Annotated in this window: 14 protein-coding genes; 7 read left to right on the forward strand and 7 right to left on the reverse strand. The window is 65.8% G+C overall.

The window, feature by feature from the left end:
- Positions 1 to 40: 40 nt before the first annotated feature.
- Positions 41 to 688 (forward strand): DsbA family oxidoreductase, encoded by a 648-nt coding sequence (locus PVT67_RS17015; protein ID WP_301495752.1) that lies wholly within the window; start codon positions 41 to 43, stop codon positions 686 to 688.
- A 159-nt stretch (positions 689 to 847) separates the two neighbouring features.
- Positions 848 to 2,788: a M1 family metallopeptidase gene (locus PVT67_RS17020; RefSeq protein WP_301495754.1), complete on the forward strand. Its 1,941-nt coding sequence runs from the start codon at positions 848 to 850 to the stop codon at positions 2,786 to 2,788.
- 28 nt (positions 2,789 to 2,816) lie between these two features.
- On the opposite strand, the gene PVT67_RS17025 is transcribed toward PVT67_RS17020, so the two are convergent.
- From PVT67_RS17025 to PVT67_RS17035, 3 genes are read right to left on the reverse strand one after another with little or no spacing between them, the layout of a single operon-like run.
- The gene (locus PVT67_RS17025; RefSeq protein ID WP_301495756.1) at positions 2,817 to 3,158 is read right to left on the reverse strand and encodes a cation transporter; all 342 of its coding nucleotides are present in this window, start codon (positions 3,156 to 3,158) and stop codon (positions 2,817 to 2,819) included.
- Positions 3,159 to 3,168: 10 nt separating this feature from the next.
- Positions 3,169 to 4,131 carry a copper resistance protein B gene (locus tag PVT67_RS17030; RefSeq protein WP_301495758.1) on the reverse strand — a complete coding sequence of 321 codons (963 nt, stop codon included), beginning with the start codon at positions 4,129 to 4,131 and terminating at the stop codon, positions 3,169 to 3,171.
- 9 nt (positions 4,132 to 4,140) lie between these two features.
- Positions 4,141 to 5,892 (reverse strand): copper resistance system multicopper oxidase, encoded by a 1,752-nt coding sequence (locus tag PVT67_RS17035; RefSeq protein WP_301495760.1) that lies wholly within the window; start codon positions 5,890 to 5,892, stop codon positions 4,141 to 4,143.
- A gap of 154 nt (positions 5,893 to 6,046) precedes the next feature.
- On the opposite strand from PVT67_RS17035, the gene PVT67_RS17040 reads away from it, so the two are divergent.
- Both PVT67_RS17040 and PVT67_RS17045 read left to right on the forward strand, forming a co-directional pair.
- Positions 6,047 to 6,730, forward strand: coding sequence for a heavy metal response regulator transcription factor (locus PVT67_RS17040; protein ID WP_301495762.1), 684 nt, complete (start codon positions 6,047 to 6,049; stop codon positions 6,728 to 6,730).
- Complete coding sequence (locus PVT67_RS17045; protein WP_301495764.1) at positions 6,720 to 8,066, forward strand: heavy metal sensor histidine kinase; 1,347 nt, start codon at positions 6,720 to 6,722, stop codon at positions 8,064 to 8,066. Before PVT67_RS17040 ends, PVT67_RS17045 begins: the two co-directional genes overlap by 11 nt.
- A gap of 53 nt (positions 8,067 to 8,119) precedes the next feature.
- On the opposite strand, the gene fis is transcribed toward PVT67_RS17045, so the two are convergent.
- The 3 genes from fis to prmA form a co-directional block, all read right to left on the reverse strand.
- The gene (gene fis, locus PVT67_RS17050; protein ID WP_301495766.1) at positions 8,120 to 8,416 is read right to left on the reverse strand and encodes a DNA-binding transcriptional regulator Fis; all 297 of its coding nucleotides are present in this window, start codon (positions 8,414 to 8,416) and stop codon (positions 8,120 to 8,122) included.
- A gap of 33 nt (positions 8,417 to 8,449) precedes the next feature.
- Positions 8,450 to 9,412: a tRNA dihydrouridine synthase DusB gene (dusB, locus tag PVT67_RS17055; protein WP_301495768.1), complete on the reverse strand. Its 963-nt coding sequence runs from the start codon at positions 9,410 to 9,412 to the stop codon at positions 8,450 to 8,452.
- A gap of 138 nt (positions 9,413 to 9,550) precedes the next feature.
- Complete coding sequence (gene prmA / locus PVT67_RS17060) at positions 9,551 to 10,426, reverse strand: 50S ribosomal protein L11 methyltransferase (RefSeq protein WP_301495771.1); 876 nt, start codon at positions 10,424 to 10,426, stop codon at positions 9,551 to 9,553.
- A 110-nt stretch (positions 10,427 to 10,536) separates the two neighbouring features.
- Here prmA and PVT67_RS17065 point away from each other — a divergent pair, with 110 nt between their 5' ends.
- The 3 genes from PVT67_RS17065 to PVT67_RS17075 all read left to right on the forward strand — a co-directional run bounded on the left by PVT67_RS17065 (position 10,537) and on the right by PVT67_RS17075 (position 11,722).
- Positions 10,537 to 10,770, forward strand: coding sequence for an HP1242/YdcH family protein (locus PVT67_RS17065; protein WP_301495773.1), 234 nt, complete (start codon positions 10,537 to 10,539; stop codon positions 10,768 to 10,770).
- A 134-nt stretch (positions 10,771 to 10,904) separates the two neighbouring features.
- Complete coding sequence (locus PVT67_RS17070; protein WP_301495775.1) at positions 10,905 to 11,267, forward strand: hypothetical protein; 363 nt, start codon at positions 10,905 to 10,907, stop codon at positions 11,265 to 11,267.
- Positions 11,243 to 11,722 (forward strand): hypothetical protein, encoded by a 480-nt coding sequence (locus tag PVT67_RS17075; protein ID WP_301495777.1) that lies wholly within the window; start codon positions 11,243 to 11,245, stop codon positions 11,720 to 11,722. Before PVT67_RS17070 ends, PVT67_RS17075 begins: the two co-directional genes overlap by 25 nt.
- A 36-nt stretch (positions 11,723 to 11,758) precedes the next feature.
- On the opposite strand, the gene PVT67_RS17080 is transcribed toward PVT67_RS17075, so the two are convergent.
- Positions 11,759 to 13,756 (reverse strand): OPT family oligopeptide transporter, encoded by a 1,998-nt coding sequence (locus PVT67_RS17080; RefSeq protein ID WP_301495780.1) that lies wholly within the window; start codon positions 13,754 to 13,756, stop codon positions 11,759 to 11,761.
- Between the last annotated feature and the right edge of the window lie 66 nt (positions 13,757 to 13,822).

The raw sequence follows: 13,822 nt of genomic DNA on the forward strand, positions 1-13,822 counted from the left end.
CGTTCCTCGCGCATCATGGGGCCCCGGATAAGGAGCCCTCATGAGCCAACCTCTTAAAATCGACTTTGTTTCCGACGTGGTCTGCCCCTGGTGCGCCATAGGCCTCAGCGCCCTGGAACAGGCCCTGGCCAAGCTGCCCGAGATCCAGGCCGAACTGCGCTTCATGCCCTTCGAACTCAACCCCCAGATGGGGCCGGACGGCGAGGAGATAGTCCCCTACCTGGCCGGCAAGTACGGCATCAGCGCCGAACAGGTGGCCGCCAGCCAGCAGCAGATCCAGCAGCGCGGCGCCGAACTGGGCTTCCGCTTCGACATGGACAAGCGCACCCACACCTACAACACCTTCGACGCCCACCGGCTGCTGCACTGGGCCGGCCTGGAAGGCAAGCAACTGGCCCTGAAGAAGGCCTTGCTGGCCGCCCACTTCACCGACGGCCAGAACCCCGGCGATCACCTGCTGCTGGTCAGCCTGGCCGAGGCCGCTGGCCTGGACGGCGACCAGGCCCGCCAGGTGCTGGAGAGCGGCGCCTTCGCCGAGGAAGTGCGGGCCGAGGAAGCCTTCTACCAGCAGCGCGGCATCAGCTCGGTGCCGGCGGTGATCCTCAACGGCAAGTACCTCATCTCCGGCGGCCAGCCGGTGGAATATTTCGAGCAGGCCCTGCGTCAGGTGGCGGCCGAGAACGCCTGACCGCCAAGCCCGCCGCCCGGCGGGCTTTTTCTTATCCCCGGCAGCGCCCAAGGGCCGTTCCCAACCGACGAACGCCTGTTGCACTCGTGAGCCAAGGCCCTGAACATAAGGGGAAAACGGCCAAAAGCCGGCATTCCAACTCCAGCAGAGGGAGACCCCATGTCGAAGTGGCTCAGCCTTGCCGCCCTGTCCTTGTCCAGCCTGCCCGCCCTGGCGACCGGCTTCGATCCCCAGGCGTTGTTCGCGCCGCTCAGCCTGCCGACACCGGTCAACGCCTACCGCAGCGGCAGCGGCCAGCCCGGCCCGCTGTTCTGGCAGAACAGGGCCGACTACCGCATCCAGGCCAGCCTCGACACCGAGGCCAAGGTGCTGAGCGCCGAGGAGACCATCAGCTACACCAACAACAGCCCCGACGCCCTGGACCAGCTCTGGGTGCAGCTGGACCAGAACATCTACAGGGCCGACTCCCGCTCGGCCGTCACCGCCGCCAAGGCCCGCGACCACCACACGAATGGCTTCGTACTGGACGCCGCCTGGCTGGAAACCGGCGGCAAGCCCCAGGCCCTTGACTACCAGGTGGACGACACCCGGATGCGGGTCCAGCTGCCCAGGAGCCTGGCCGCCAGGGGCGGCAAGCTGCAGCTTCATATCCGCTACCATTACCAGATCCCCGGCTCCTGGGGCGGGCGCACCGCCGTCACCCCCAGCCAGAACGGCGACATCTTCGAAATGGCCCAGTGGTATCCGCGCTTGGCCGTCTATGACGACCTGCGGGGCTGGGACACCCAGCCCTTCCTGGGAGCCGAGTTCTACCTCGAATACGGCAACTTCGACTACGCCATCACCCTGCCCTGGGACTACCTGGTGGTGGGCTCGGGCAAGCTGATGAACCCCCAGGAAGTGCTGACCAAGACCCAGCAGCGGCGCCTGGCCAAGGCCGAGGGCAGCGACGCTACCGTCTATCTGCGCAGCCCAGCCGAAGTGACAGACCCCGCCAGCCGGCCCGTCCAGAGCGGCAACCTGACCTGGCGCTTCCACATGGAGCACAGCCGCGACGTGGCCTTCGCCGCCTCCAAGGCCTTCGTGCTGGACGCGGCCCGCATCAATCTGCCCAACAAGCAGCCGGCCCTGGCCATGTCCGCCTACCCGCTGGAAGCGGTGGGGCAGGACAAGTGGGACCAGTCCACCCAATACCTCAAGGGCGCCATAGAGCACTTCTCCCAGTGGTACCCCTACCCCTGGCCCGTGGCCGTCAATCTCGGCGGCCACGGCGCCGGCATGGAATACCCCGGCATCGTCTTCGACGGCATGGACGACGCCGGCAAGAAGCTGTTCTGGATCAGCGCCCACGAGATAGGCCACAGCTGGTTCCCGATGATCGTCGGCTCCAACGAACGCCGCCACGCCTTCATGGACGAGGCCTTCAACACCTTCATCGACATCTACGCCTCCGACGCCGTCGACGGCGGCCGCTTCGCCCCCAAGCGCGACAGCGAATACGCCCCCGGCGGCGGCAACCCGGTGGACGAGATCTTGCCGGTGCTGGCCGACCCGCAGGCCCCCAACCTGATGGCCCCGGCCGACTCGGTATCCGAGAAGTACCGCCACAGCGTCAGCTACTTCAAGGGCGCCCTGGGCCTGGTGCTGCTGCGCGAGCAGATCCTGGGCCCGGAACGCTTCGACCGCGCCTTCAAGCACTACATCCAGACCTGGGCCTACCACCACCCCACGCCGTCGGACTTCTTCCGCACCATGGAAGACCAGGCCGGTGAGGATCTGGGCTGGTGGTGGCGGGGCTGGTACCTCAACAACTGGCAGCTGGACATGGCCATCAGCGGCGCCAGCTATGTGGACGGCGACCCTGCCAAGGGCCTGGCCCTGACCCTGGCCAGCCACCAGCAGCTGGTGATGCCGGTATTGGTGCGCATCGCTTACCAGGACGGCAGCCACAAGGATCTGCGCCTGCCGGTGGAAACCTGGCGCCAGAGCGCCACCCCCACAGTCCAGCTGCCCGGCGGCAAGGCGGTGGCCAGCCTCACCCTGGATCCGGACCACAAGCTGCCGGACTGCGACCGCCACAACGACAGCTTCCGCTTCTGACAAAAACCCCGGCCAAGGCCGGGGTTTGTCATTTCTTGATGCCGGGCGGCAGCCGGTGGCAGCACCAGGGTTCGTGGGTGGCGTTGTCGCGGATATTCTGGTCCAGGAAGCGGTAGTAACCGAGCCTGAGGCCGGCCCAGCCCTTGTCCGCCAGGGCCAGATCCCAAGGGGTCAGCAATTCGGCCAGCCGCTCCAGCTGGAAGTTGACGGCGTCGTAGGCCAGCCAAAGCCGCTCTCCTTCGCACCTGGCTTCCTGCACCCCCGGCTCTTCGGCCAGGGCCGCCGCCAGGGCCTGGCAGTCGCCCTTTCCCCTGAGCTTGAGGCGGCGCCGCACCAGGTAGGGCTGGCGCACCCCGGGTTTCAACATCATAGGCGCTCCTTTAGAACCAGAAACGGACCCCGGCCAGCCAACGCCCTTCGCGGGTGGCTTGGCCTTCTTGCCTGGCAAGTGAGGCGCTCTTGCCGAACCTGCCCTGCCACTCGAAGCCGACATAAGGGGCGAACTGGCGGGAAAATTCATAGCGCAGCCTAATGCCGGCGCTGGCGTCGGACAAGCCCTTGGCGATGCCCCGCTCGGTATCGTCCTTGCCGTAGAAGTTGGCCTCTATCTTGGGTTGCAGCACCAGGCGCTGGGTCAGCAGCAGCTCGTAGTCGGCGTCGAGGCGCAGGGCGCTGCGGCCCTGTTCGCCCAGGTAGGCGGTGACGTCCAGTTCGAACCAATAGGGCGCCAGCCCCTGGAAGCCCAGGGCCAGCCAGCGCCGCTCCGGGCCTTCGCCGCCGTCGAAGCGGGCCCCCAGTTGGGCATCCCAGAAACCGCTGACGGCATGGCTCCACAAGAGTTCGGTTCTAGCCTCCTCCAGCTTGTCCTTGGCCCAGTCCCCTTCGGCCTTGAGCACCGCCTTGTCAAAGCTGTTGCCGTACCAGGCCTGACCGTCATAGGCGCTGTCGCCCTGGCCCCGCCATTCCAGCTGGTCCAGCAGCAGGTGGGCGAACTGGTGCTCGTCCCCCATGTGCAGCTGGCGTGGGCCCGGCAGGGCGTAGGGGCCGCTGTCCAGGGTGTAACCGTCCGCATAGGCGTTGGGGTCGCGGCTATCGCCCGCCGGGGGCGGCGCCTTGTCGTTTTTGTCCATGGCCGCCATGTCGTGCCCCATGGCGCCCGGGTCCATCTTCTTCATGTCATGCGGCTTTTGGCCCTGAGCCATGGCCGGCATGCCGTGACCCATGCCGCCATGCTTCATCTGCGCCATGCCCTTCTGGGCCTTCGCCGTGGCGGGGTCTTGCGGCGGCTCTGCGGCCTGGGCCAGCAGCGGCAGGGCCAAGAGCGCCAAAGATAATGTTTTCATCATGCCTCCTCAGGCCACCACGACTTCCCGGAACATGCCGGCGTCCATATGGAACAGCAGGTGGCAGTGCCAGGCCCAACGGCCAAGGGCATCGGCCGTCACCCGAAAGCTGATGCGCTGGGCCGGCTGCACCGGGATGGTGTGCTTGCGGGCCACGAAGTTGCCCTTGTCGTCCTCCAGCTCGCTCCACATGCCGTGCAGGTGCATGGGGTGGGTCATCATGGTGTCGTTCTGCAATATCACCCGCAGCCGCTCGCCGTGGCGGAAGTGCACAGGCGTGGACTTGCCGAACTCCAGGCCGTCGAAGGACCAGCTGTAGCGCTCCATGTTGCCGGTGAGGTGCAGCTCCAACTCCCGGCCGGGCTCGCGCTGGTCCAGGGGCCCGCCGATGGTGGCCAGATCGGCCAGGGTCAGCACCCGGCGGCCGTTGTTGCGCAGGCCCACACCGGGGTCGTCCAGGTTGGTGCGGGGGCTGTCGACCCGCATGTCGACGCTGGGGCCGTATTCGCTGCTGGCGTGGCGCACCTTTTTGGACGGCACCGCCAGGCCCATGCCCTGTCGGCCGTGGTCCATGGCGCCCATCTGCATGCCGGCCATGGTGTGGTCCATGGCCATCTTGCCGTGGCCCATGTCCATGCTGCCCATCATGTCGGTCATGGTCAGCCATTGGGGCGCTTCCAGGGCCGGCACCGGCGCCTTGAGCCCGGGGCGCACCGCCAGGGTGCCGGCGGCGTAGCCTGTCCTGTCCATGCTTTGGGCGAAGAGGCAGTAGGCGTCGTTTTTCGGGGTCACCAGCACATCCAGGGTCTCGCCGGCGCCGAAGCGGAACTCGTCCACCGTCACCGGCTCCACATCCTGGCCGTCGGCCTGGATCACCTGCAGCTTGAGGCCGGGGATGCGCACGTCGAAGAAGCTGTTGCTGGAGCCGTTGATGAAGCGCAGCCGCAGCTTCTCCCCTGGCTTGAAGAGCCCTGTCCAGTTGCCGGCCGGGTTGTTGCCGTTCAGCAAGTAGGTGAAGGTGTCGCCGCCGAGATCCGCGAGATCCGTGGGGTTCATGCGCATCTGGTTCCACATCCGGCGTTTGTCCATGGCCTTGCCGAGGCCGTAGCGGGACACGTCCTTGATGAAATCCCCGGCCGTGGGCCTGATGTAGTTGCCGTAGTCCGATTGCGCCTTGAGCTTGGAGAAGAGCGCCATGGGCTCTTCGTCCGTCCAGTCCGACAGCAGCACCAGGTGCTCGCGGTCGGCCTTGAAGCGCTCCCCGGCGGCGGGCTTGATGACGATGGCGCCATAGAGGCCGGTCATCTCCTGGAAGCCGCTGTGGCTGTGGTACCAGTAGGTGCCGCTCTGGCGCACCTTGAAGCGGTAGGTGAAGGTCTCCCCCGGGGCTATGCCGCGAAAGCTGATGCCCGGCACCCCGTCCATCTGGAAGGGCAGTATCATGCCGTGCCAGTGGATGGAGCTGGGCACCGCCAGCTGGTTGGTGACCTTGATGGTCACCTCCTGGCCCTCGCGCCAGACCAGGGTCGGTGCCGGCAGGGAGCCGTTGACGGTGGTGGCGGTACGGCTGCTGCCGGTGAAATTCACCCGCTGCTGGCCTATCACCAGGTGGAAGTCGGTGCCTTCCAGCACCGGTGCCTGGGTGGCGCTGGCCGGCGCCTTTTCCCTGGCGCTGCCCAGGGTCGGCAAGCCCAGCAGCAGGCCCCCGGCCGCCAGCCCCTGGATGAAACGCCGCCGCGGCAGCATGGTCTTGGCTGTCATCTGGCCCTCCGGCCTTTTCAGACTGATGGCGGCCAGCCTAAGGGGGCGCCTCTGTCAGGGCCATGACCCCTTCATTACAACTTTGTCATCTTCCGGTAATCTGGAGGACGGCGGCCCGGCCTTAGTCTGGGCAAGGCAACGAGAAGAGGACGGCATGCGCTTACTGGTGGTAGAGGATGAGCTCAAGACGGGGGACTACCTGCAAAAAGGCCTGACCGAGGCCGGTTTCCAGGTGGCCCTGGCCCGCACCGGCCTGGACGGCCACCACCTGGCCATGACCGAGGCCTTCGACTTGCTGATCCTGGACGTGATGCTGCCGGACCTGGACGGCTGGCGGCTGCTCAAGGCGCTGCGGGACGCCGGCCGCCAGGCGCCGGTGCTCTTCCTCACCGCCCGCGACAGCGTCGAAGACCGCGTCAAGGGCCTGGAGCTGGGGGCCGATGATTATCTGGTCAAACCCTTCGCCTTCGCCGAGCTGCTGGCCCGGGTCCGCACCCTGCTGCGCCGGGGCGGCGCCACGACCCAGGAAGACAGGCTCGGCATCGCCGACCTGGAGCTGGACCTGCCGCGGCGCCGGGCGGTGCGGGCCGGCCAGCGCATCAACCTCACCAACAAGGAATTCGCCCTGCTCGAGCTGCTGGTCCGGCGCCAGGGGGAGGTGCTGCCCCGCTCCCTCATCGCCTCCCAGGTCTGGGACATGAATTTCGACAGCGACACCAACGTCATAGACGTGGCCATCCGCCGGCTGCGGGCCAAGATAGACGAGCCCTTCGACCCCAAACTCATCCAGACGGTGCGGGGCATGGGCTACAAGCTGGACCTGCCCGATGAAGACTAGCCCCGCCTCCCTGGCCCGGCGGGTGCTGCTGCTGGTGGGCCTGGCCATAGTGCTGTGCCTGACGCTGCTGGGCTGGCTGGTGCAACAGGCCATCGAAAAACACTTCGCCGACATGGACAGGATGGAGCTCAAGGCCGCAGCCCAGGCCCTGGAGCAAGCCGTGGCCCGCCAGCCCCAGGGCCAGCCGGACCTGACCCGGGCCCTGCGCGGCCTCAAGGGCATCAGCTTTGCCCTCTACGACGACCAGGGCCGGCTCCTCTACCAGAGCCCCGGGCCCGGGCTTACAGCCCTGCTCGATGACGCCGTCGCCACCATGGACGACGCCCGGCTCCAGCGCTGGCAGGACGGCGGCCATGCCTACCGAGGCGCCGCCCTTAAGCTGCCGGGGCCCTACCGGCTGGCCCTGGCCATGAACATCGACATCCACCAACGCTTCCTCGACCACTTCAGGGGCAGCCTCTGGGCCCTGATGGTGCTGGCCGCCCTGGCGATTCTTGCCGCCGCCTGGCTGGCGGTGCGCTGGGGCCACGCGCCACTGCGCCAGCTCAGCGCCCGTATCCGCAGCCTCAGCACCGACAGCCTGGCCGAACGGCTGGACCCTACCCAGGTGCCGGCCGAACTCCAGGAGCTGGTGGCGGCCTTCAACACCATGCTGGCCGGCATGGAGGAAGGTTTCGAGCGCCTGACCAACTTCAGCGCCGACATCGCCCACGAGCTGCGCACCCCGCTGACCAACCTGGTCACCCAGACCCAGGTGGCCCTGGGCAAGGCCAGGAGCCAGGACGAGTACAGGGAGATCCTCTACTCCAACCTGGAGGAATTCGAGCGGCTGGCGAAAATGGTCACCGACATGCTGTGGCTGGCCCAGACCGACAACGGCCGCCTGCACCCGGCCTTGCAGCCCTTGGCACTCAAGGCGGAGCTGGCCGAACTGCTGGACTACTTCGCCCTGCTGGCCGAAGACAAGGGCGTGCAGCTGCAGCTGAGCGGGGACGACCAGCAGCTGAAGGCCGACCGCCAACTGCTGCGCCGGGCACTCAGCAACCTATTGTCCAACGCCATCCGCCACACCCCGGCCGGGGAAAAGGTGCAGGTCCGCCTGGCAACCGAAGGGCAATGGGTGCAGATCCAGGTGGAAAACCCGGGGGAGACCATCCCGGCCCAGCACCTGCCGCATCTCTTCGACCGCTTCTACCGGGTCGACCCCGCCCGGGGCCGGGACGGTGTCGGCCTGGGCCTCGCCATCACCCAATCCATCATCCAGCTCCACGGCGGCCACCTGGCCGTCAGCTCAGAAGCCGGCCTGACCCGCTTCACCCTCAGCCTGCCGGCCTGAAAAAAGGTACAAAAAAGCCCCGCGTCAGCGGGGCTTTTTCACAGCATCAAGTCTTAGTTCATGCCGTACTTTTTCAGCTTCTTGCGCAGGGTGCCGCGGTTGATGCCCATCATGTTGGCGGCCTTGGTCTGGTTGCCACGGGTGTAGGTCATCACCACGTCCAGCAGGGGCGCTTCCACTTCGCTCAGGACCATCTCGTACAGTTCGGTCACTTCCTGGCCGTCCAGCTGGGAGAAGTAGTTCTGGAGCGCTTGACGTACGGAATCACGCAGAGGCTGCGGGTTGCCGGTCTTGGGGCTAACGGCGGTCAGGGCCTTGGAAACATCAGCAGTCGTATTGGAGTCGAACATAGTCTTAACGCTCTTGGTTGTTATCTTGGAAAACTACAGAGAACGGAAGTAACGCCCCAGCGCATCAAGCTGGGCTTGGGCATCCGTCAATGCATTGAAAGCCCGGCGAAACTCGCCATCTCTATCCTGGGTCGCCAGATACCAGCCCACATGCTTGCGGGCGATCTGGACCCCTTTGAACTCTCCGTAAAACCCATGCAGGGCCACTACATGGTCAAGCAGGAGTGACTCCTGCTCCTTGAGACTGGGTGGCGGCAAATGCCGGCCCGTTTCAAGGAAATGCGCAACTTCCCGGAACAGCCAGGGCCGCCCTTGGGCGCCCCTGCCGATCATGATGGCGTCGGCTCCCGTGTGCCTGAGGACCCACTGGGCCTTCTCGGCACTGGTGATGTCGCCATTGGCCACCACCGGCATGTCCACCGCCGCCTTGATGGCCTTGATGGTGTCGAACTCGGCCTCGCCCTTGAACAGGCAGGCACGGGTCCGGCCATGCACGGCCAGGGACTGGATGCCGCAACGCTCGGCAATCTTGGCGATGGCCACACCGTTGCGGTGGTCCGGGTCCCAGCCGGTGCGGATCTTCAGGGTCACGGGCACGTCCACGGCCGCCACCACCGCCTTGAGGATCGTTTCCACCTGGTCGGGGAACTGGAGCAGGGCCGAACCGGCCAGCTTCTTGTTCACCTTCTTGGCGGGGCAACCCATGTTGATGTCGATCAGCTGGGCGCCGTTATCCACGTTATGACGGGCGGCCTGGGCCATGAGTTCCGGCTCTGAGCCTGCGATCTGCACGGCGCGGATGCCGGCCTCGGCACTGTGTTCCATGCGCAGCCGGGATTTCTCCGACTGCCAGACCTCGGGGTTGGCCGACAGCATCTCGCCGACGGCCAAACCGGCCCCCATCCGCAGGCAGAGCTCACGGAAGGGTCTGTCGGTGACACCGGCCATGGGGGCCAGGATCAGCGGCACATCCAGTTTGTAGGAACCGATTTGCATGAACCCGGGAAGCCATATGCACAGGGCCGCGTAGTTTACGCATTTATGACCTGTCTGAAAAGGTCACAAATTGACCGAAAGCGGTTTTTTGTCGACCGCTTGGCAAAAGCCCGCCCCATGCAGTTTTCAGGCTAAATTTCAACCCTTGACGCCACTGATGCGGCACCATTCCTCGCGGCTCTTGATGGGATCGATTTTGCACAATTCGCCGTAGCGCTCGGCCAGGCCCTCGGCCTGGGAGTCGAGGATGCCGGACAGGGCGATGTCGCCGCCGCTCTTGAGGTAGCCGAGGATGATGTCGCGCAGCTCGCTGAGGGGGCCGGCCAGGATGTTGGCCACCACCAGGTCGGCCTCGAGGCCGATGGGCTGATCCTTAGGCAGGTAGAGCTCGAGACGGTCGGCGACGCCGTTACGCTCGGCGTTGTCGCGGCTGGCCTGAATGGCCTGGGGATCGATGTCGATGCCGATCACCCGGGCAGCGCCCAGCTTGAGGGCGGCGATGGCGAGGATGCCGGAGCCGCAGCCAAAATCCACCACCGTCTTGCCCTCGAGATCCTGGCCGTCCAGCCACTCCAGGCACAGGGCCGTGGTGGGGTGGGTGCCGGTACCGAAGGCAAGGCCGGGGTCGAGCATGACGTTGACGGCGTCCGGATCAGGCACGTCGCGCCAGGAGGGGCAGATCCAGAGGCGCTTGCCGAACTGCATGGGATGGAAGTTGTCCATCCAGGCCCGCTCCCAGTCCTTGTCTTCCAGGGCTTCGACCTTGAGGGGCGCCTCGTCGCCCAGCACGGAGCGGATCAGGGCCTGGGCCTGGCTGGTGTCGGTATCGGCGGTGAACAGGGCCATGACGTCGGTGTCGCCCCAGAGGCGGGTCTCGCCGGGCAGGGGTTCGAACACGGGGGTGTCCTTGGCGTCCATGAAGGTGATGGACAGGGCGCCCTGCTCCATCAGCATATCGCCCAGTTTTTCTGCCACTTGGGCCGTGGTGTTGGTGCGCACCTGGATCCAGGCCATGTCATTCTCCCAATTCGCGCGGAACGCATAAGTCTATCATGAGTCATACTCACAAAGGCTTTCGCCAAGGCTTCGCCACTTCATCCATGCCCCTCAGGAGGAACCTGAAGATGTCGGAAAACCACAGCCTCTATACCGAGTTCCCCAACCACATCGATCGCATCCAGGAACTCAAGTCCGCCAACCCCGATTTTGCCCGCGCCGCTGCCGAATATCACAAGCTCGACCATCAGATCCGAGGCCTCCACATGCGCAGCCAGCCGGTGGACGACCAGACCATGAAAGGCTTGAAACGCCAGCGGGCCCAACTGAAGGATGAACTCTACAACTGGCTCTGTAGCTGACCTGTTCCCACTGTCCCGGCCCTGGCGCCGGGACAGTCTCCAAAGCCCCCGTCCACCCTCACCAGACAAGCCTAAAATTACAGTCAGGTCCCGTTTTGCCTGACCCTGGCAAGCTCGGCTTGCACCGGGAGGATATGGCCATCAACGCAACCCCTTCACCAGAACAGGTCCTGAGCGACGACGAACTCGCCTATCTCGGCACCCTGTTCCGCCCCAGGCGCCGCCGTCTGCCCTGGCGGAAGCTGCTGGCCTGGCTGCTGCTGGCCTTGGCCGCCGTCGCCGTCTTCTGTTACGCCTTCTGGCGTTACAGCCTCAGCATCGACCACTTCTACCAGCAGCGCCAAGGCATCCTCTTCGCCCAGGCCCCCAGCCCGGCGATATTGGCCGCCGCCAAGGCCCTGCCCGAAGGCAGCCTGGTGGCCCGCTTCGACGAGCAATGGGTGGCTTGCAGCCCCCACGAGGAGGGCTGGCTATGCCAAAGCCTCGAACTTCCCTGATCTGGGCCCTGCTGTTGCTGGGGCTGGCCTACGGCAGCGGCCGGCTGCTGGCGCAATGGCGGCCGCTGTGGCTTATCGAAGGGGATTGGCAAGGGACCTACTACCAGCAGCTGGAGCAGGGGCTGGTGAAGATGGACTACCGGCTCCACACGGCGGGCAAGCGCATCAATGCCGAGGCCGACTACCAGGACGCCAAGGGCAAGGCCCTTGGCCAGCAGCAGTTGGTCCTGCTCTACCTCGGCAAGACCCCCGACACGGGCCGCAACCTCTTCAGCCTGGAGAACCCGCCGGCCGACATCGAGTACAGGGTGGATTCAAGCCTGCGCCTGCCCTACATACTGATGCTGGATAAGGACCATTACTTCGTGCTGCAGCACATGAACCAGGGCTTCATCGGCACCGTCTTCCACCGCGTCCCGCCCCCGGCCCTGCCGGCTGCCGCGCCGGCAACCTGACCCCATGAAAAAACCGCCCCGAGGGGCGGTCTTTGGTCAGCCTTTCTTGGCCAGGTACAAGAAGCAGGCCAGCAGGCCGGCACTGCCCAGCCAGGGCGCCAGGGCAAAGTCCTGCAGGTAAGGCACCTTGCCGGGCAGGGCCACGGCGAGGATGGCCACCACTACCCCCATCAGGGCCTCGCCTGTGATAAGGCCGGAGGCCAGCAGCAGGCCCTTGCCTTCGGCCTCATGGGTGCCGCGCTTCTTCTGCTGCCAGTGGGCCAGCAGGCCGCCCAGGAAGATGGGTATCGACAGCCCCAGGGGCAGGTAAACACCCACCGCCACGGCCAGCACCGGGAAGCGGAAGCTGGCGCCACGGCGCTTCTGGAACTCGTCGAGCACGATCAGCACCACCGCCAGGGCGAAGCCGATGTAGATGTAGCTCCATTCGATGCCGGCGCCGAAGATGCCGGTGGAGAGGTCGCGCATCAGCCCCGCCTGGGGCGCCGACAGCGGCGTGGCGTCGGGGTTGACCGGGCTGGGCCTGCCTATGCCGTAGCCCTGGTCGAGGATGTTGAGCACCCAGGGAATGGCCACGGCCGCCGCGACGACGCCGATGATCTGGAACAGCTGCTGGCGCCAGGGGGTGGCCCCCACCAGATGGCCGCACTTGAGATCCTGCATGTTGTCGCCGGCGATGGCCGCCGCCGAGCAGATCATGCCGGCCAGATAAATCACCGCTATGGGACCCAGGGTGGCGGCCAGGCCTTGGTTGCCCATCAGCTGCAGCAGGATCAGCGCCGAGACGATGACGGTGGCGATGGTGACGCCGCTGATGGGGTTGTTGCTGGAACCCACCAGCCCCGCCATGTAGCCGGCCACGGACGAGAAGATGAAGCCGAAGACCAGCATCAGCACCGTCATCACCCCTGCTATCCAGAGGCGCTCACCGTAACCCTCGAGGGCGCTGTAGAAGATGGCGTAGAGGGGGATGATGGACACCAGGATCAGGGTACCCACGTAGGGGATGGGCATGTCGAACTCGGTGCGCAGCACCTTGCCGCCGTTGTTCTTGGCGGTCTTGTAGACGTGCAGCGAGGCCTTGACCCCGTCCCACAGGGGCTTGGCCAGGGTAATGAGGGACCAGAGGCCGCCCACCATCATGGCGCCGACACCGATGCGCCGGCACTGCTGCCAGGAGGCCCCGGCGATGGCTTCCCAGTCCTGGGCGTTCCAGCTGCCCATGTCGCCATGGACGCCAGCCAGGTGCTGGATATCGTCGCCGTTGAGCAGCCAGTTCAGGGGCACGCCGATCAAGGTGCCGATGGCGCCGCCCATGAACACCAGGGTGGCGATGTTGAGGCCTACTATGTAGCCGACACCGAGCAGCGCCGGGCTCAGGGTGATGTCACCGGTGAAGAGCCACTTGCCTGCGAAGAAGCTCTTGGTGGCGGCCACGCCGCCGGACAGCACTCCCAGGCCCGCTTCCAGCAGCTTGATGCCGCCGCCGAGGCTGGCGGCCTGCAGCAGGTTGATAAAGCCCTGCTTGGCCTCTGGGCTGGGCTTCCACTCGGGGTGGTCCTTGTCGGTCTCGATACCGCCCGTTTTCAACACCTGTGCCGTTGCCACCCCCTCTGGGAAGGCGAGCTTGGCCTCGACGATCAAGGCCCGGCGCAGCGGTATGGTGAAGGCCACCCCCAGCACGCCGCCGAGGATGGCGATGGCGACCATGGGCCCCCATTCGTAGCCGCCCCAGGCCTTCATCATCACCAGGGCCGGCAATGTGAAGATGACGCCGGCGGCCAGAGATTCCCCGGCTGAGGCGGCCGTCTGCACCATGTTGTTCTCCAGGATACTGGAGCGGCGAAACAGCCGAAGCACGCCCATGGAGGTGGCGGCAGCGGGGATGGAAGCGGAAACGGTGAGGCCCACCAGCAAGCCGATATAGGCATTGGCGGCGGCCAGCAGGGCGGAAAGGAAGGCGCCCAGCAGCAGGGCCTTGAGGGTCATTTCTTGCAGGTTGCGCTCGGGCGCCACCAGCGGTTGGTCGGCCATAACATTCTCCTTGTTATAAGCCTCTACCTTATTCGGTTGTTAACGAAAAGAAAACGCCGGCTTGTG

This window comes from Gallaecimonas kandeliae, assembly GCF_030450055.1.
Classification (GTDB): Bacteria; Pseudomonadota; Gammaproteobacteria; order Enterobacterales; family Gallaecimonadaceae; genus Gallaecimonas; species Gallaecimonas kandeliae.